The organism is Endobacterium panacihumi (genome assembly GCF_050847465.1).
Taxonomy (GTDB): Bacteria; Pseudomonadota; Alphaproteobacteria; order Rhizobiales; family Rhizobiaceae; genus Neorhizobium; species Neorhizobium panacihumi.
Map to the genome: position 1 here is coordinate 1,904,692 of NZ_JBOZRA010000001.1, position 18,567 is coordinate 1,923,258.

The following is an 18,567-nucleotide window of genomic DNA, read 5'->3' on the forward strand; positions in this document are numbered from 1 at the left end:
CCGGCAGTGTTCTGCTGTCGACATTGGCCATTGCCATTGGTTTCACACGGAGTTTTTCATGACAGTGCTTACTCACCCCGTCTGGTTCATCACCGGCTGCTCGACCGGTTTCGGTCACGAACTGGCAAAACTCACCATTGCCCGCAACTGGCCGACCGTCGTCACCGCCCGCGACAAGGCGCGGCTCGGCGATCTGGCGAATGGCAAGGACAATGTCCTGGCACTCGATCTCGACGTCACCGATCAGGGGCAGATCGATGCGGCGGTGAAGGCGGCCGAAGATCGGTTCGGGCGGATCGACGTTCTAGTCAACAATGCTGGTTACGGTTATCAAGCCTCGATCGAGGAGGGCGATGACGCCGAAATCCGCGCCATGTTCGATGCCAATGTGTTTGGCTTGTTTGCCATGACGCGGGCCGTGCTGCCGGGCATGAGGGCGCGCCGCAAGGGGCATGTGCTCAACATCACCTCGCAGGCGGGGTTCATCGGCTTTCCGGGCTCGGGTTATTACGCGGCCAGCAAACATGCCGTCGAAGGCTTTTCCGATGCGCTGGCGGCCGAAGGTGCGCCGCTGGGCATCCATGTCACCTGCGTCGCTCCCGGGCCGTTCCGCACGGATTGGGCCGGCCGTTCCTTGAAACAGACGCAGGTGAAGATCGCCGAATACGAGGCAACTGCCGGCGCGCGTATCAAGGGCACCGCCAATATCAGCGGCCAGCAGCCGGGAGATCCGGTGCGGGCCGGCGAGGCGATGATCGCCGTGGTCGAAAGCGAAAACCCGCCGCGGCACCTCGTTCTGGGCAAGCTCGCCTATGACGGCATCACCGGCAAACTGAGGGAGCGGCTGGCGCAGGTGGAAAGTCTGAAAGAAGCAAGCCTCGGTGCCGATTTTCCGCCCTATGGCGAATATTGACCGCTCACAGCGTCAAACCCCTGCGGCAATGCGCTTGAGCCCAAAACCTTCGGCGCATTGCTGTTGCTTCTCATCTCGTGCCATCCTATTTCCAGAACCATGTGAAGACGCGCCCCTCTGGTAAAGAGACGGGCGCCAAGGATGGAAACCTGCAATGAGCGATCTCAGGCTTTTGGCCATGGACAAGGACGATCTCGATATCGTCTCGGCACATATGCAGGATAGTGTGTTCAAGGCGCCGGATATCGTCTGGGATGCCAGGCACCAGCAGTTCTCCGTGGCGGTCAACCGCTTCGTCTGGGAAAAGAGTGACCGCCGCGCCAAGGGGCATGAACGCCGCCGTGCGTTGCTGGTATTCAAGCGCGTGCAGGCCGTGCGCTCGCTGGGTGTCAGTCGTGGCAATGACGAGGTGGTGCATGCACTGCTGGCCGTCCGCTTCGAACAGAAGGGCGATGGCCCGGACGGCACGATCGAACTGACGTTGGCGGGTAATGCCGCCATCAGCCTTGATGTCGAATGCATCGAGGCACAGCTGGCCGATACCGGCGGCGCTTGGGAAACGACGAACAGGCCGGACCACGCCTGAACAGGGCAGCGAACGGCAGACTGAATTGAATGTGTAAGGGGATGACGAGTGGCGATCTGGCTTGAACAGCAGGCGGCCGATTTCGAGGCGCAATTCAGGGCTTTTCTGACGACCAAGCGGGAAGTGTCGGCAGACGTCAACGCCGTGGTCCACGATATCATCAAGGATGTGCAGACACGTGGCGACGCGGCGCTGGCCGATTATACGCTGCGTTTCGAGAAGGTTGATCTCAACACGGTTGGCCTTCAGGTCACGGAGGCCGAGATCGATGCTGCAGTCGCTGCAACCAATCCAAAAGTTATCGATGCGCTGAAGCTTGCGGCGGAACGCATCGAAAAACACCACGCCCGCCAGATGCCCAAGGACGATATCTATGAGGACGCGATCGGCGTCGGCCTCGGTTCGCGCTGGACGGCCATCGAGGCGGTCGGCCTTTACGTGCCGGGTGGCACGGCAAGTTACCCGAGTTCGGTTCTGATGAATGCCGTGCCGGCGCGCGTTGCCGGCGTGCCGCGTATGGTCATGGTCGTGCCCGCCGGTGGCGGCGCCATCAACCCCGCCGTTCTGGCCGCTGCCCGCATTGCCGGTGTGACAGAAATCTACCGCATCGGCGGCGCGCAGGCCGTCGCAGCCCTTGCCTATGGCACGGAAACGATTGCGCCGGTCGCAAAGATCGTCGGCCCCGGTAATGCCTATGTCGCCGCCGCCAAACGTCAGGTGTTCGGTACGGTCGGCATCGACATGATCGCCGGGCCTTCGGAAGTGCTGGTGATTGCCGATGCCGAAAATGACCCCGACTGGATCGCCGCCGATCTTCTGGCGCAGGCCGAACACGATGCCGGCGCCCAGTCGATCGTCATCACCGACAATGCGGAATTCGGCCGCGCGGTTGAAGCCGCCGTCGAACGCCAGCTGAAAACCCTGTCGCGATCGGAAACCGCTAGCGCCAGCTGGCGCGATTTTGGCGCGATCATCCTGGTCGATGATCTCAAGGATTCGATCCCGCTCGCCAACCGCATTGCCGCCGAACATCTGGAACTGGCGGTGGCCGATCCCGACGCGCTGATGGACAAGATCACCAATGCCGGCGCCATCTTTGTCGGTCGCCATACGCCGGAAGTGATCGGCGATTATGTTGGTGGCTCCAATCACGTTCTGCCGACGGCCCGTTCCGCCCGGTTCTCGTCCGGCCTCGGCGTGCTCGATTTCGTCAAGCGCACCTCGATCCTGCGGCTCGGCCCGGACCAGTTGCGCGCGCTTGGGCCTGCGGCGATCACCCTTGCTCATTCCGAGGGGCTGGATGCCCATGCCCGTTCCGTCGCCATCCGGCTCAACCAGGAGAGTTGAGCCATGGCGGCTGGCGACTTCCGGCTCTGCGACATCGTGCTCGACGACAGCGTCGGCCGGTCGACGCCGGATGTCGAACATGAACGCGCCGTCGCCATCTTCGATCTGGTCGAAGAAAACAGTTTTTGCCCGATCGGCCATGAGGGCGGGCCTTACCGGTTGAGCATTTCGGTGGCAGGTCCGCGCCTTGTTTTTGCCATCACCACGGAAGAGGGCGGCGAGGTCGCCACCCATATCCTGTCGCTGACGCCGTTTCGCCGCATCATCAAGGACTATTTCCTGATCTGCGAAAGTTATTACGAGGCGATCCGCTCCTCGACGCCAAGCCAGATCGAGGCGATCGACATGGGCCGCCGCGGTGTTCATAACGAAGGCTCGGAAACCCTGCAGGAAAGGCTGAAGGGCAAGATCGAGGTGGATTTCGACACCGCGCGCCGACTGTTCACGCTGGTCAGCGTGCTGCATTGGCGGGGATGACCGGCATGGAAGCCGTGGATCAACCGCCCTTCGAAACCCATATCGAGCGCCCGAACGCCATTCTGTTCGTCTGCGGCATGAACGCCATCCGTTCGCCGATGGCCGAGGTCATTGCAAAACATCTCCTTCCGCCCGATATCTACATCCAGTCGGGTGGTGTTCGCGCCGGAGAGGCCGATCCTTTCGTGGGTGTCGTGCTGGAAGAACTCGGGCTTGAGCCGAAAAAGCGCCATGTGCCGCGCACGATGGAAGATCTGGAAGACGACTTTTTCGACCTGATCATCACGCTCGCGCCGGAAGCGCATCACGCGGCGCTGGAACTGACGCGGTCGAACGCGGTCGAGGTGATCTATTGGCCGACACCCGATCCGACTGTCGAAACCGGGTCGCGTGAGCAGCGGCTTGAAGCCTATCGTGGTGTGCGTGACCGTCTCTGGGCGCTGATCGACGAACGTCTGGCGCGTCGCCTACGCCGCCGTGCCCAAACGCCGTGACGGGTGTCGTAAAAGCAGTGATTTCGGCCCTTGCGAACAAGACCGAGAATCAATGTTCACAAAGCCGCGCTGATTGTGTAGTTTCCGCGCAAATTCTCAAGGCTGCCGGTCCGGCGGCCTATTCCGCATTCAAGAAAACAGGAAGACAAGCTCTAGATGGCTAAAGAAGAAGTTCTCGAATTCCCGGGCGTCGTGACGGAACTGTTGCCGAACGCGACATTCCGCGTGAAGCTGGAAAACGAACACGAGATCATCGCCCACACCGCCGGCCGCATGCGCAAGAACCGTATCCGCGTTCTCGCCGGCGACAAGGTTCTGGTGGAAATGACCCCGTACGATCTGACCAAGGGTCGGATCACCTACCGCTTCAAGTAAACGGTTTCCATGGCGCAGGAACAGAAACTCATCCTGGCCTCCGGGTCTCCGCGCAGACTCGACCTGCTCAACCAGGCCGGCATCAAGCCGGCTCGGTTGATGCCGATGGATATCGACGAAACCCCGAAAAAGTCCGAGCATCCGCGCTCGCTCGCCCGCCGTCTCGCGACGGAAAAGGCCGAGGCAGCACTGGCCGTGCTGAAGGGCGATCTCGAATGGCGCCATAGCTACATCCTGTCTGCCGATACGGTGGTCGCCGTCGGGCGGCGTATTCTGTCGAAGACGGAATATTCGGATGAAGCCTCCTCAGCGCTGCATCTCCTGTCCGGTCGTGGCCACAAGGTCTATACCGGCATCTGCCTCGTTACCCCCGGCGGTCAGGCCCGTATCCGCGTTGTCGAGACAAAGGTGCGCTTCAAGCGCCTGTCCGGCCTCGAGATCGACCATTACCTCGCCTCCGACCAGTGGCGCGGCAAGGCCGGAGCTTATGCCATCCAGGGTATTGCCGGCGGTTTTGTGCAGAAGCTGGTGGGCTCCTATACCAACGTTGTCGGCTTGCCGCTGTTCGAAACGCTCGGGCTCCTGTCCGGCGAAGGTTTTGACGTGACGGCCGGCTGGGCCGAGGGCTGATAGCCTGTTTGCCGCGATGGCCGGTCACGTGTTGGCCGGTTTTCATGATGCGGCTCTGAGGCGAAAACGCCCGAAAAATATCGAAAGGACAAGAGATGTCTGATCCGATCAGGACCGGCGGCAAGGTGGAGCCGTTGCGCAAGACCATGCCATGCCCGGTTTGCAGCAAGCCGTCGGTACGTGACCATTATCCCTTCTGTTCCGACCGTTGCCGCCATCTCGATCTGTCGAAATGGCTGAACGGGTCCTATGCGATCCCGGTCGCCGATGACGAGGCGAAGGCGGACGGCTTCGACGAAAATTGATGTAAGCGGCTGATATTCAGGCGTTTTCATCGTTTCCGCACAGGCGGATTTTGATAAAATCGCTTCAATGTCAAAAAAGTGCAATGGGGCGCTTGCCATGGCCGAACAAGATGTTATAACCCCGCTCGCTCCCGGGGAAAACAACCCCCGGTCAGTCGGAAACGGCTGATAGGCTTGCACAAAAGCCAAGATGCCCGGATAGCTCAGTTGGTAGAGCAGCGGATTGAAAATCCGCGTGTCGGTGGTTCAAATCCGCCTCCGGGCACCATTTTTCCCCATGTATTCAAAGATGATGACTTTGCTCTGCAAGGTCGGAAGCAGTGCATTCCACTCGTTGCCAAATATTTTCCCGGCAGCTTTTTTGAGTGGAACCTCGACCTGCGATGCGCGTTGTCGGCACCGCTACATCTCCTTCACTCTCCGAGGCATTTATGAAAAAACTTCTTCTCGCCGCCACTATCGCGGTGTCTTCCATCCTGCCTTTTGCAGCCCCTTCCGAAGCCGCCAGCGTGACCGTGCGTACAGTGGAGCGCGTTGACCACCGTGGCGGACATCACGCCCGTCCGCGCCATCATCGCAAGGATTGCTTTGTGAAGAAGGTCCGCACCAAACACCATGGCCGCACCGTGGTGCGCACCACACGCGTCTGCCGCTAACGCCGACCATTCAAGACGTGGCCGCCGCCTCGAATGGCGCGGCCACGTTTTGTTTTTGGTCCGACCGGCAGCCGACGCGTCAAGGCCGGCCGCTCTGCGCCTCGCCTTCCTCTTCCGCCGTCACGGCCGGTTCCTTGACCTTCGAAACGGCGATGAAATTGAAACGCGCCGTGTCATTGCCTTCAGCCCGGAATGTCATGCGATAATCGCCGATCTCGGTGCGAAATGCCTGCCGCTCTATCATCTTGCCCTGCAGATAGGCGCGATCGTCGTCGCTGATCGGCGCCAGAATGCGCACTGCCAGATCGGCTGCCTTTTGCGGTAGCGCGCCGGCTGCACCATCCTCACCAAAATTGAGTTTCATGCGCAGGCTGGAAAGGCCGTTGCCGGTCGCCCTCACCTGCAAGAACAGCGAACTCGCCTTGTCTGCGTCGCTGAGCGCAATCAGGACAGTGCATTCAGAGCGGCCATCAGGCGCGGTCAGAAATACCGGCTTTTCACCCGTCGCACCCGGCTCGACAGCGTTGCAACCCGCTTCCGGCTGCCAGGACTCGGCAGGTGGAACCAGCCGAGATGGTGGTGTGCTGATAGCCGGAATGGGAATTGTTTTCTGCTGCGGCTTGGCAATTTCGGCCGGCACCGGCGGCGCAGCCGATTGCGGCTGAGGCGGCAATTCTACCCGCTGCGTCTTTCCCCGCCACCAATCGTACAGAGGCAGACCAAGGCGATCGCCAACGAGTTCGAGATTGCGTCCATTGTTGGCAAGCAGGACCGGCACCATGACCCCGCAAATGGCAATAGTGACAAACAGGATCATCACGATACGCCGCGCGGGACGGCGCTCCGGATACCGTTCGGCATCACTGCCCATGGGCGGCCTTGCCTGCCTTGCATCCGTCTTATCGTGATTCTGCCCCATGGCGGATTACATCCTGGCGATCGTGACCGGCGAGGTAATTGCCCCAAGAAAACGCCAGATCACGCATCCAGGCCCCTCCCCCAACGCCAAGATTATTTGTTCTCCTGATAATATTCGGAGTAGCGCGAATAATAATATTCGCTCGATCCATAGGTCCGGTAGAGCTTCATCCTCTCGTGATCGACCTTATTGAGAATCACCCCGAGCGTCTTGTCGCGCACCTGCGGTTCATTGCCGATCGTCTGGCGCACGGCGCGCCGCGCCGTCTTGCCCCATTCGACAACGTAGATGAAGCTGTCGATGCGGTTGGCGGCGGCGCGTGCGTCAACGACGGCCCCCAACGGCGGCAGGTCGACGATGATGTAATCCGCCTCGACGGACAGACTGGTGAGGATATCACGCATCGCCAAAGAACCGATCAGTTCCGCGGAATGCGGCACGCGGCGTTTGATGACCGCCGGCAGGAAAGCGAGCTTGGTCTGCGGATTGTAGAGAAGCAGGTCGCCGACAGGCTTCTTCTCGAGGATCGCTTCGAGAATGCCCTCTTCGGCATGCAGGCCGATGGCGCGCGTGGCGCCGGGATTGCGCAAATCGCCGTCGATCAGCACCGTGCGGGCACCCTGGCTGGCCAGCAATTCGGCGAAATTGATCGCCGTGGTCGACTTGCCCTCGCCCGGCAGCGTCGAGACGATGCCGATGATCTTGCAGTCCTTGCCGGCAAGCGTCAGGTCTGCGGCGATCTTGGCGCTGCGCAGGGTTTCGGCAAAGGACGACAGCGGATGGTCGATGACGTAGTTAGAGGCCACATTGCTCTTGCGCAGCGCCCGCGGGCTCTGGCCCGCCGGGACTTCCGGCACCTTGCCGGCAGTTTCATCGATCATCGGCGCCGTGCCGATGAATTCGAGGTCGAGCACATCACGCACCTGATCGCCGGTGCGGAAGAACCGATCGCGGAATTCGCGGAAGGCACCGATGCCGGCCCCGGCTGCACCGCCGAGGAAACAGAAGGCCAGCAGCATGATCAGCTTTTTCGGATGACTGGCCCTGTCCGGCTCGGTCGCCTTGGTGATGACGCGGGCTTCGGTGAGCGGAAAGCTCTGCTGCTGCAGGGCTTCCTGATGTTTCTGCAGAAAATTCTGGTAGAGATTCTTGTAGGTATCGGCCTCGCGCTCAAGCTCGCGCAACTGCACCTGCGTTTCGTTGGCGCTGAAGGTGACACCCATCGCTTTCTGGACACTGTCCTCCAGGCTTTTCTGGCGCGCTTCTGCAACGTCCAGCTCGCTCTGGTAGCTCTGGGCGATACGGCTCAGTTCCTCGAACATCTGGCGGCGATATTCCGCCATCTCGCCACGCAGACGAACCGCCTGCACGTGATCCGGGCCGAGGCGCTGCGAAATATCGGCCTCGGTCTTGGCGGCCTCGAGATATTTCTGGCGAAGGTCGTTGGAGATCGAGCTGTCGAGCACGTCGTTGACGATGGCATCGCTCTGGCCGGCATCGAGAATCTTCTGGATACGCTCATGCTTGGCGCGTGCCTGCGCGGTTTCCGACTGGGCAACGATGAGAGCGCTGTTGAGCTCGGTCAGCTGCTGGTCGGACATCAGCGTCTGGCCGGCGGATACGAGCCCATGCTCGGCGCGGAATTTCTGGACGGCGAGATCGGCCTCCAGTGCCTTCTGGCGCAATTCTGCGATACGACCCTCCAGCCAGCTGCCGGCGCGGCGGGTGGCTTCGTAACGGGATTCCAGCTTGTCATCGAGATAGGCGTCGCCGACGGCATTGGCGATGCGCGCGGACAGCGCAGCCGATGGCGAGGTGTAGGCAACACCGATCACGTAGCTGCGGCCGGCACGAGCCACGCTCATTCCGCGACCGAGCTGCTCGATGGCCGCCTGACGACGGGCGGCACTGTCTGCCTGGGCCTCTTTCGGCGAATAAAGCCCGGTCAGGCTGATGAGGGATTTGACGCCGTTCTTGACGGTTGCGAGCGCCGAAGGCTGGCCGACGAATTCGGGATCATTGGTAAGGTCGAGCTTGTCGACCACGGCACCGATGACCGCTTGGCTCTGCAAAAGCGCGATCTGGCTGGTGATCATCGCCTCTTCTTCACCCGGCGCCGGACCTGCCGTGGAAAGCTGGGCAACGACCTGGCTGGTATCGCCACGATCGATCATCACGCTGGTGCCGGCCGTATAAAGCGGCGTTGCCGTCATCACATAGGCGATGCCGAGCATGGCACCGACGGTCGCGCACAGCGCCACGACCACCCACTGGCGTCTGGCGATGCCCATGACGGCTTCGACATCGATCAACTGGCGGCGGGCGGCGGGCGCACTCAGCTTTTCCAGCAAGGCACCACTCGGCAAGTCCCTATTATACAGTTGCAAATCCATACCTCGACGTCGGGAGCGAAACGTTAAGCACTACAAGTGCCCGCGGCACAGATAGTGCGGGGCACTCAGCTGTCGAGTATCGAGCAAGCGCCCGATGACCGTTCCAACCTCCTCCCAAGGCTTTTTTATGGAACGATAGGATCTCGACCTGCCGGGAAAACGTGGCACATGATCGGACAATGATCAAGTTTAAGTCGAAATCTATCCTATTTAAAACTCCGAGAGGTGCCAAGGCACCTCTCGGGAAGATGCTTCTCAGAGATCCCGGATCGCGTTGCGCGTATCCAGAGCATCGTTGCTGACACCGGAGGCGGTCGAAGTGACGTCGTTCAGGATATCGAGGAACTTGGTGAGTTCCACGGACTTCGAATTCGTCACGTAGAGGATATCCTTGTCCTGCATCGGAAGCTTCTGGACCGCAAAGAACATCGCCGGATCGCGCAGGTTGGCACGGAAGATCACAGGAACAGTCTGGCCCTTGAAGCGGGACGTATCGACACCAAGCTTGACCAGGAGATCACGGCTGACGGTGCGGTAGAGCAGAACCTGCTGCGGATCGGCGCGCTGATCGAGAAGACCACCGGCCTGACCGAGCGCTTCACCCAATGTCAGCGAAGATTCCTCGAAATTGAAGCGGCCGTTGAGACCCGAGGCACCAAAGGCCAGGTAGGTTCGGCGCTCGCGCTTGACAACGATCGTATCGCCCGGCGCAACAAAGATGTTTTCACGCGGATTTTTGACGAGGTCCTCGTAATAGACCTTTCCGGTGCGGCTGCCGCGCTGGAGCGTGATATAGGTCTCCTCGCCCGGAACGCTGAGGCCACCGGCCTGCGAGACGACATCGAGGATGCGGTCACCGGCTTCGGTCAGCTCGATCTTGGTCGGCTCGTTGACATCGCCGAGAACGGCAACCTGTGCCGAGCGGCTGTTGATCTTGGTGATGATCGCCTGCGGCTCGATGGCGCGGTTGGCGAGCTTTTCCTCGATCTCGCGCTGAACCTGCTCGACCGTGCGGCCATTGGCGCGGATACGGCCGGCATAAGGTACGCTGATCATGCCATCGCGACCGATCGTGTAATTCGGCAAGGAGACGAAGTTACCGGAACGGCTGCCGGCATCGGCGGGAATGAAAAGACCGCCGGACTGGGATTCGAATACCGTGACCTGTACGACGTCACCGACGCCGAGCGGCAGATTGGGAGCGCCACCACGACCGGTACCGAAGCCGCTCGCAAAGGTCGGCGTGACCGTATCACCCACGTAGGCCAGAAGCGTCTTGTTGACGTCGACCAGCGCATAATCGATCCCGGCCGTCTTGGCCTTGGAAGCGGAGGTGACTTTTACCGCCGCCTGGGACTCAACCGCTTCCGCCAGGGGGCCGGAATTCGGGAGTGCCGTGCAACCTGCCAAACCCAGGGCGGTTACTGTCAGCAGCATTACGGAGCAACGCATGATCACTCGGATCTCCTTCAGTCGTGCAGACATATGCTGCAATGCAATAGTCAAAAAACGTCGGACGTACCACCTCGGCACGTCCGAAACGCTACTCCTGCGAGTCATCTGGCAATCTTTGTGTGGCGTTTGTATCACAGATACTTAACCCGCCTTAACCACTATTGATTGCATTGAGCTTTTTTGAGCCGGATTGGCGGGAACATGGTAACCGAATGGTTAAAGTCAACTCCAGCCTGATAACACAGCCACTTTGTTAAAATTGAATCTTTTCCGCTTCCTGCTCTCATCACTGCAGATGTTATCGTCTGTCATATATCGACGCGTAAAAGGTGTAATCATGGCAACCCTGCGGCAGCAACAAGATTGCGCCGGCATAATTCCCGCAACGGTTGAGATAGACTACATCAGCGAGCACTCATGCAGACAAGCGCGATGCATGGGCTGCACATGTGGAAAACTACGATTCGGCAGGAAGTCACCCAGAAAACCACGGAGTGCACGCTTACCTGAGCCGCCACGCGAATGGTCAGTCGCAACTTATTGAGTGGATCACACACAGTTCCAAGTGGACTGCAAACCGAGAAAGCCTCATGCTTGCCTTGGGTGAACGGGATACAGTCACGCCCGGCCGCTGACCTGCGGTCGGCGTATTTTTTGAAAAGCATGACCGCATGAAATCTCTCCTGCAACGGTTCCTCCGGCAGGGCGGGCCGAAACAGGCTACGCCACCGCGTCGACGTTTTACGCTCGGCCAGCCCGGACCGTCCTATCCTCTTTATGCGGTGGGAGATGTGCATGGCTGCCTGGACCAGTTGCTGGATGCAGAGCGGCGGATCAGCAACGATGCACGCCAGTATGAGAAAACCGGGCTGACGATCCTGCTTGGCGACTATGTCGACCGTGGACCGAGATCGGCCGCCGTTCTCGAGCACCTTGCCCGGCCAGCCGACACCACATTGAAGCGTGTGCCGCTGTGCGGCAATCATGACGATGTTTTTCTGCAGTTTTTGCGCGATCCGAGCCAGATCGACCGCTGGCTGGAATTCGGCGGGCGCCAGACACTTCTGTCCTACGGCATGGATGCCGAGCATCTGGTGAGCCGCAGCGGCGGTGATCCGGCTCTGATGCGTTCGATCCTGAAGGATATCGTACCGGACCATCATGTGGAGCTTCTGGAAAGCCTGCCGGTCCTGCTGGAAATCGGCGACTATGTATTCGTGCATGCGGGCCTGCGCCCGGAAGTGCCATTGGAGGAGCAGCGCGACGAGGACCTGATGTGGATTCGTCAGCCGTTTCTTTCAAAAGGGCCGATGCTGCCAAAAATCGTCATTCACGGGCACACGCCGGTGGACAAGCCGCAATTCGCATCGGGCCGGATCGGCATCGATACCGGCGCCTATTATAGCGGCCATCTTGCCGTCCTGAAAATCGTCGATGGCAAGGCGAGCATTCTCTAGGGCTTAGAACCCCTTGCCGCCGCGCAGTTCGGACACGACGGTGCCGACCATGATGCGGATATCGAACCAGACGGAAAAATGGTCGATATAATGCAGGTCGCAGGCGATGCGGGCACGGGCCTTACCCGGACGGTCGGTCGGGCCACGCAAGCCGCGCATCTGAGCAAGACCGGTAATCCCTGGCTTGATCAGATGCCGACGATGATAATCCGGCACAAGATCTTCGTAAGGAATGCCGGCGGCCAACATGCCGATCGCATGGCAGCGGGGGCCGACCAGCGACATGTCGCCCTTCAACACATTCAGAAGCTGCGGCAGTTCGTCGATATTGGTCTTGCGCAGGATGGCGCCGATCTTGGTGATCCGCGGATCATTCCTGACCGTCTGCGCAACACCGGTGGCATCACCGAGGTCCGTGCGCATTGAACGGAACTTGTAAACGCGGATTTTGCGGCAATCCTTGCCCCAGCGGGTCTGGCGGAAAAGCACTGGACCGGGACTGTCGAGTTTGATCATCACTGCGACCGCAAGGAGCAGCGGAGCCAATGCAATCAGTGCCATCACGGCGACCGAGAGATCGACAGCCCGCTTGGCCACGAGATGCGCCTTCGAATGGTTGGCGCTGCGCAAGACGGCGGCCGCACCATAATCCTCGATATTGAAGGCGAATGGCTTTTGCGCTTCGGCGGCCACTCGAATTGCGTCTATCTGGCGTCCCGATCCCGTCACGTCATCCACCCGCATTTGTTCAACACTTAAAGTCGCATTTGCCGGGCCGTCTGCAGGCCCGATAGTTTGCCGATCCTCAATGCGCATCATCAACGAATGGTTAACAGCGAATCGAGGCGGCCAGCGATGGTACATGTTGCAGTGCGGGAGCTTTTCAAGGCTTAATGAGCAAAAGTCAGCTTTCGATTGCCACAGCGACCGACAGGATAACTGTCGGCCACCTCGCAAGCGGCTGTTAAAGCTTGAGGATATAGTCAGCCAAGCGCCCTGCCGCTTCACGGACCTGATTGGGATCACGTAAAAAACAGGCCCGCAGGAACGGTGCCCCACCCGGACCGAAAGCAGTTCCCGGTGCCAGACCGACCAGCGTCTTGTCGACGATATCGAAGGCGGCGGCGCGGCTGTCGGTAATGCCGTCGACCTTCAGAAAAGCGTAAAGCGCGCCATCGGGTTTACGGGTTTCCACACGGTTGGTGGAGATCAGCGTATCACAAAGGATGTCGCGCGAGATGGTGGCGCGTTCGATGTTCTGACGCACGAAATCATCGCCCTGATTGAGCGCCACGACGGCGCCACGCTGCATGAACTGCGCAAGGCCGGAACTCGAATACTGGATGAGGTTGCCGATGACATTGCCGATCTCGGCAGGCCCGACGATCCATCCCACACGCCAGCCGGTCATCGACCAGTTTTTCGAGAAGGAATTGGCAAACAGGATACGATCGCCCTCTTCCATCACGTCGAAGAAGGAGGGCGCGCGTCCGCCCGCATAATAATAAAGCGAATAGATTTCGTCGGCGATGATCCACAGGCCGTGCTTGCGGGCGACGAAAAGGATATCGGCGAGATCCTGCTTCGTGGCGGTCCAGCCGGTCGGGTTGGATGGCGTGTTGATAAACAGCGCCTTGGTGCGCGGCGTGATCAGCGCTTCCAGCTTGTTGATATCGACCTTGAAGCCGCCATCCACAAAATCAAGCTCCAGAGGAACCGGCGTCGCACCACCGATACCGACGGCGGAAACGATGTTCGGCCATGTCGGCGTCAGATAGATCAGTTCATCGCCCGGCGCGGTGACCGCCTGAACGCAAAGTGTGATCGCATGCATGCCGGAACTGGTGACCGAAAAATGGTCGATCGGCAGGGAGACCTGAAAATGGCGGCGATAAAAATCGGCAAGCGCCTCGCGCATTTCCGGAATGCCACGCTGCCAGGTGTAGAAGGTTTCACCGGCCATCAGGGCGTCGCTGGCCGCCTTATTGATGAAATCGGGGCTGGGCAGATCACCCTCGCCCGCCCAGAGCGGGATCAGGCCTTCGCGGCCACGCGCATACTGGACGACTTCGATAATGCCGCTCGGGGGAGCGGAAAGGGCACGGTGGCTCAGACTTTCAAGAATGGACATGCGTTATGATGACTCCCGTTTTGAAGATTCATAACGCAAGAAGACCGGCGAATCCCATGAGAATTCGTCGGCCTTCGATTGATTTATGTGAAGCGTTGCCGATCAGCGATTCTTCAGAAGATCGCGGATTTCAGACAGAAGCGCGATATCAGCCGGCGGCGGCGCGGGTGCTGCCTCGACCGGCTTCTTCTCTTCCTGAGCGCGCAGCTTGTTCACGCCTTTCACCATCAGGAAAATGATCCAGGCAAGGATCAGGAAGTTGATGATGACCGTCAGAAACTTGCCATAGGCGAAGACGGCGCCCTGTTCCTTGGCGGCATCCAGCGTCGTGGCGGTGACGGCCGAGTTCAGCGGAAAGAAGTAGTTGGAAAAATCGATACCGCCGACCACGACACTGACGACCGGCATCACGACGTCGTTGACGAGCGAGTTGACGATGCCGGTAAAGGCGCCGCCGATGATGATGCCGACCGCGAGATCGACGACGTTGCCCTTGGCGATGAAGGAGCGAAATTCGCTGACGAAAGACATGGTTACCCTCTCTGTATGTCCCACCCTTAATCGCCAACATAGCGCATTCTAAAATACTGAAAAGACCGGTTTCAGGTATTCATGCTGAACAGAGCCATGTTCAACTTTTTGACGAGAAGCCACTGATTTTCAAGCGCTCGCTTTTATCCTAGACTTCTTCCCGGAGGATGACCGGTCTCACCCGGTCGTGGAGGAAAAATGCTGCCAGGCTGGGCCATTTTGCTGTCGGCATGCGCCTATATTCTGCTGCTGTTCGCGGTTGCCACCTATGGCGACCGGCGCAGCGCAAGCCTTGGCGTGAGCCGCAACGGACGGCCGCTCGTCTATGCGCTGAGCCTTGCCGTCTACTGCACCTCCTGGACCTATTTTGGCGGCGTTGGCCTTGCGGCTGGCCACGGGTTGGAATTTGCCGGCATCTATATCGGCCCGATCATCGCCTTTACCATCGGCCTGCCGATCATCCGCCGCATCATCGAGATCGCCAAGGCGGAACGGCTGGTTTCGGTGGCGGATTTCGTGGCCGCCCGCTACGGCAAGAACCAGACGGTGGCGCTGATCGTCGCCGTCATCTCGCTGGTCGGCGTCATTCCTTACATCGCGCTGCAGCTGCGCGCCGTATCCAGCTCCGTCGCCGCCATGCTCGATCCGTCCGGGCTGGGCGGAGACGGCTTTGGTGCGGCGACCGACCTGTCTCCCGGCTTTCTTGATCTGGCACTGATCGTAACGCTGATGATGGCCTGTTTTGCGGTGATGTTCGGCACCCGCCACACGGATGCCACCGAACATCAGGACGGCTTAATCCTCGCCATCGGTGCGGAATCTCTGGTGAAACTGGTGGCATTTTTCACCGCCGGTATCGCGGTCCTGTATTTCCTGTTCGACGGGCCGGCCGACCTGCTTCAACAAGCCGGCAATCACCCGATGGTGACGGGGTCGATGGATTACCGCACGCCGACCAGCCGCTGGGTGGTGCTGATCGTATTGTCGGTCTTCGCGATCATTCTTCTGCCGCGCCAGTTCCACGTCACTGTCGTCGAAAACCGCACGATGCGGGAATTGCGCATGGCCGGCTGGCTGCTGCCGCTTTATCTAATCGCCATCAACCTGTTCGTGCTGCCAGTGGCGGCAGCCGGTCTTATCCTGCTTGGCGGAAGCGGCGATTCCGATCTTTATCTGCTGCTCCTACCGCTCACCCAGCATATGCCCGCCGTGTCGCTGATCGTCTTCATCGGCGGTTTTTCCGCCGCCACCGCCATGGTCATCGTCGAATCCGTGGCGCTGTCGATCATGGTGTCGAACGATATCGTCATGCCGGTGTTTCTTCGCCGCCGGCTGATCGGGTCGGATGACCAGCGGGCCGATTTTGCGCCCATGCTGCTGATGATCCGTCGCATGGCGATCTTTGCCGTGCTGATCCTCGGTTATGCCTATTACCGCATGTCGGACGGTCAGTCGGGCCTCGCCTCGATCGGACTTCTCTCCTTTGCCGCGATCGCGCAGATGGCGCCGGCCGTGCTGGGCGGCTTGTGGTGGCACCGCGCCAATGCGCGCGGTGCCATTGCCGGCATGCTGGCGGGATTTTTCGCCTGGGCCTATCTCCTGTTCGTGCCGAGCCTCGGCGGACCGGACAATGCGCATGTGGCCAGCGTCATTCTGGACTTCCTTCTGCCCGGAACCGGGATTTTTTCCGGCCCGCGCGCCGATCCGCTCGTCAACGCGGTGGCGCTCAGCCTGCTCCTCAACCTCACGGCCTTCGTACTCGGTTCGCTGTCGCGCAATCCGCGCCCGCTGGAACGCGTGCAGGCCGGTGTGTTCGTGCGCCGCCAGCCGCGCTCGCAGCTGGTCAGCCGTGGCTGGAAGACGGCGGTGACGGTCGGCACGCTGAAGGCGACGATCGGCCGTTATCTCGGTGAGGAACGCATGCGCCGCTCCTTTGCCAGCCATGAACGCGGCACCGGTCGCAAACTTGCCGATGCGGATGCGGCCGATATGGCAGTGATCCACTTTTCCGAACAGCTGCTCGGCAGCGCCATCGGTTCGGCCTCCGCGCGGCTCGTGCTGTCGCTGGTTCTGCAGAAAGCCGAGGATGCCGGACCGGATACGGCGTGGCTGCTGGATCAGGCCAGCGAAGCGCTGCAGCACAATCAGGACATGCTGCAGACCGCCCTTTCCAAGATGGATCAGGGCATTGCCGTGTTCGATAACCTTGGCCGGCTGACGGTGTGGAACCGGCGTTTTCGTACCCTGCTCGACCTGCCCGAAGAAGCGGGACAGGTCGGTTATCCACTCTCCGATCTCGTTGCCATTCTGGTGAGCCGTGGCGATCTCGATGCGGCCGGCAAAACGGCGCTGATCGCCCGTTTCAAGACGCTCGACATCCCCTTTTCGCTGTCGCTCGGCAAACGAAAACGCATTATCGAGGTGCGATCCAATGCCATGCCGGATAATGGTTTTGTCGCCACCTTCACCGACATAACCGACCGCGTTTCTGCCGCACGCGCGCTGCAGGAGGCCAATGAGACGCTGGAACTGCGGGTAAGCCAACGCACCGCCGAACTGACGCAGGTGAATGGCGAACTCGCCGCCGCCCGCGCTGCCGCCGATGATGCCAATCTGGGAAAAACCCGGTTCTTTGCCGCCGCTGGGCACGACATCCTGCAACCGCTCAATGCTGCGCGACTGTATTCCTCGGCGCTGGTCGGCAGGCTGGGGCAATCGGAAAACAGCGAGCTGGTGCAGAACATCGATTCCGCGCTGGAATCGGTCGAGGCCATTCTCGGCGCCGTGCTGGACATCTCGCGGCTCGATACCGGCGCCATGAAACCGCAGATTGCGGCAGTTCCGCTCGGCGACCTGTTGCACCGGATCGAAACCGATTTTGCGCCGCTGGCGCGCGAAAAGAACCTGATGTTCAAGGTCATGCCGACCTCGCTCAGCGTGCGATCCGATGCCAATCTGTTGCGCCGTCTTGTGCAAAACCTCGTGTCGAACGCCATCAAATATACCGTGTCCGGCAAGGTTCTGGTCGGCGTGCGCCGGCGCGGTGAGGATGTGGTGATCGAGGTGGCCGATAGCGGCATCGGCATTCCGAAGGCCAGTTTCGAAGCGATATTCGAAGAGTTCACCCGGCTGGACGAAGGTGCCCGCACGGCAAGCGGGCTTGGGCTCGGGCTCTCCATCGTCGACCGCATTTCGCGCGTCCTGTCGCACCCGGTCGAGATCGTTTCGGCCACCGGTCGCGGCACGATTTTTCGCGTGAAATTGCCAAAGGCAGAGGCGGCAAGGCAGCCTGCGCCCCTGCCCGTCTCCATTGCCCCGCAATCGCTGACCGGCGTCACCGTGCTGTGCATCGACAACGATCCGCGTATTCTTGCCGGCATGGCGATCCTGATTTCCGGCTGGGGCTGCTCTGTTCTTCAGGCGTCTTCCATCGCGGAAGCGGAGGCGCTGGCAGCGGATTTCCACAGCGGCACCGTCACGCCCGTTCCCGATCTCGTGATAGCCGATTATCACCTTGACGACGGAACAGGGATTGCGGCAATTCTCGGGCTGAGGTCGCGATTCGAAATCGACTTTCCGGCCCTTATCATTACCGCCGACCGCAGCCAGGAGGTTCGCGCCGAGACAAAAAAACACGGCCTGGGATTGCAGAACAAGCCCGTCAAACCGGCAGCCCTGCGCGCCTATATTTCCCAGATCGCCAGTCATCGTCGCACCGCGGCCGAATAGGTTCCCGTTCTGAAACACACATTCCCTTGATCGTCTTTTGATCGCGTGTGGGTTGCAAAATTGGCCCATGTTCGGAACCGCACGCCTTTTTGCCGCGTTTAGGCGCGTATCTTCCACCGGCCCGCAGAGGCACCAAGGCATCGATCGCGCCCGCGTTCGGCACCTGAAA

General features: G+C 60.2%; 17 protein-coding genes and 1 tRNA gene. 12 read left to right on the plus strand and 6 right to left on the minus strand.

What is annotated here, in order from left to right; genetic code table 11:
• Window positions 1–58: 58 nt before the first annotated feature.
• The 10 genes from ACRQ1B_RS09515 (at window position 59) to ACRQ1B_RS09560 (ending at window position 5,783) form a co-directional block, all read left to right on the plus strand.
• Window positions 59–913: an oxidoreductase gene (locus ACRQ1B_RS09515; RefSeq protein ID WP_432293336.1), complete on the plus strand. Its 855-nt coding sequence runs from the start codon at window positions 59–61 to the stop codon at window positions 911–913.
• Window positions 914–1,067: 154 nt separating this feature from the next.
• Window positions 1,068–1,499 (plus strand): DUF2948 family protein, encoded by a 432-nt coding sequence (locus ACRQ1B_RS09520; protein WP_432293337.1) that lies wholly within the window; start codon window positions 1,068–1,070, stop codon window positions 1,497–1,499.
• 48 nt (window positions 1,500–1,547) lie between these two features.
• Window positions 1,548–2,846 (plus strand): histidinol dehydrogenase, encoded by a 1,299-nt coding sequence (gene hisD, locus ACRQ1B_RS09525; protein ID WP_432293338.1) that lies wholly within the window; start codon window positions 1,548–1,550, stop codon window positions 2,844–2,846.
• Between the two features lie 3 nt (window positions 2,847–2,849).
• On the plus strand, window positions 2,850–3,323 hold the full coding sequence (locus ACRQ1B_RS09530; protein WP_432293339.1) for a UPF0262 family protein: 474 nt from the start codon (window positions 2,850–2,852) through the stop codon (window positions 3,321–3,323).
• 5 nt (window positions 3,324–3,328) lie between these two features.
• Window positions 3,329–3,817 (plus strand): arsenate-mycothiol transferase ArsC, encoded by a 489-nt coding sequence (locus ACRQ1B_RS09535; RefSeq protein ID WP_432293340.1) that lies wholly within the window; start codon window positions 3,329–3,331, stop codon window positions 3,815–3,817.
• A gap of 156 nt (window positions 3,818–3,973) precedes the next feature.
• Complete coding sequence (gene infA, locus ACRQ1B_RS09540; protein ID WP_004435948.1) at window positions 3,974–4,192, plus strand: translation initiation factor IF-1; 219 nt, start codon at window positions 3,974–3,976, stop codon at window positions 4,190–4,192.
• Between the two features lie 9 nt (window positions 4,193–4,201).
• Entirely contained in the window at window positions 4,202–4,822 is a 621-nt protein-coding gene (locus tag ACRQ1B_RS09545; RefSeq protein ID WP_432293341.1) for a Maf-like protein, read from the plus strand.
• A gap of 95 nt (window positions 4,823–4,917) precedes the next feature.
• The gene (yacG, locus tag ACRQ1B_RS09550) at window positions 4,918–5,127 is read left to right on the plus strand and encodes a DNA gyrase inhibitor YacG (RefSeq protein WP_432293342.1); all 210 of its coding nucleotides are present in this window, start codon (window positions 4,918–4,920) and stop codon (window positions 5,125–5,127) included.
• A 192-nt stretch (window positions 5,128–5,319) separates the two neighbouring features.
• A tRNA-Phe gene (locus ACRQ1B_RS09555) sits at window positions 5,320–5,395 on the plus strand.
• Window positions 5,396–5,558: 163 nt separating this feature from the next.
• Complete coding sequence (locus ACRQ1B_RS09560) at window positions 5,559–5,783, plus strand: hypothetical protein (RefSeq protein WP_432293343.1); 225 nt, start codon at window positions 5,559–5,561, stop codon at window positions 5,781–5,783.
• Between the two features lie 79 nt (window positions 5,784–5,862).
• Here the strand turns inward: ACRQ1B_RS09560 and ACRQ1B_RS09565 are convergent, their stop codons facing one another.
• The 3 genes from ACRQ1B_RS09565 to ACRQ1B_RS09575 all read right to left on the minus strand — a co-directional run bounded on the left by ACRQ1B_RS09565 (window position 5,863) and on the right by ACRQ1B_RS09575 (window position 10,547).
• Window positions 5,863–6,702, minus strand: coding sequence for a DUF6030 family protein (locus ACRQ1B_RS09565; RefSeq protein ID WP_432293344.1), 840 nt, complete (start codon window positions 6,700–6,702; stop codon window positions 5,863–5,865).
• Between the two features lie 92 nt (window positions 6,703–6,794).
• Complete coding sequence (locus tag ACRQ1B_RS09570) at window positions 6,795–9,068, minus strand: polysaccharide biosynthesis tyrosine autokinase (protein WP_432293345.1); 2,274 nt, start codon at window positions 9,066–9,068, stop codon at window positions 6,795–6,797.
• Between the two features lie 282 nt (window positions 9,069–9,350).
• Complete coding sequence (locus tag ACRQ1B_RS09575; RefSeq protein ID WP_432293346.1) at window positions 9,351–10,547, minus strand: polysaccharide biosynthesis/export family protein; 1,197 nt, start codon at window positions 10,545–10,547, stop codon at window positions 9,351–9,353.
• 674 nt (window positions 10,548–11,221) lie between these two features.
• Between ACRQ1B_RS09575 and ACRQ1B_RS09580 the strand changes: the two genes are divergently transcribed.
• Window positions 11,222–12,007, plus strand: a complete 786-nt coding sequence (locus ACRQ1B_RS09580; protein WP_432293347.1) for a metallophosphoesterase family protein — start codon at window positions 11,222–11,224, stop codon at window positions 12,005–12,007.
• Between the two features lie 3 nt (window positions 12,008–12,010).
• Here ACRQ1B_RS09580 and ACRQ1B_RS09585 read toward each other — a convergent pair whose 3' ends face one another.
• The 3 genes from ACRQ1B_RS09585 to mscL all read right to left on the minus strand — a co-directional run bounded on the left by ACRQ1B_RS09585 (window position 12,011) and on the right by mscL (window position 14,669).
• Entirely contained in the window at window positions 12,011–12,664 is a 654-nt protein-coding gene (locus tag ACRQ1B_RS09585) for a sugar transferase (RefSeq protein WP_432293855.1), read from the minus strand.
• 307 nt (window positions 12,665–12,971) lie between these two features.
• Entirely contained in the window at window positions 12,972–14,138 is a 1,167-nt protein-coding gene (locus ACRQ1B_RS09590; RefSeq protein WP_432293348.1) for a pyridoxal phosphate-dependent aminotransferase, read from the minus strand.
• Window positions 14,139–14,240: 102 nt separating this feature from the next.
• A complete protein-coding gene (gene mscL / locus ACRQ1B_RS09595; RefSeq protein WP_306835170.1) occupies window positions 14,241–14,669 on the minus strand; it encodes a large conductance mechanosensitive channel protein MscL in 429 nt (142 codons plus the stop codon).
• A 198-nt stretch (window positions 14,670–14,867) separates the two neighbouring features.
• On the opposite strand from mscL, the gene ACRQ1B_RS09600 reads away from it, so the two are divergent.
• A complete protein-coding gene (locus tag ACRQ1B_RS09600) occupies window positions 14,868–18,398 on the plus strand; it encodes a PAS domain-containing hybrid sensor histidine kinase/response regulator (protein WP_432293349.1) in 3,531 nt (1,176 codons plus the stop codon).
• Window positions 18,399–18,567 lie beyond the last annotated feature (169 nt).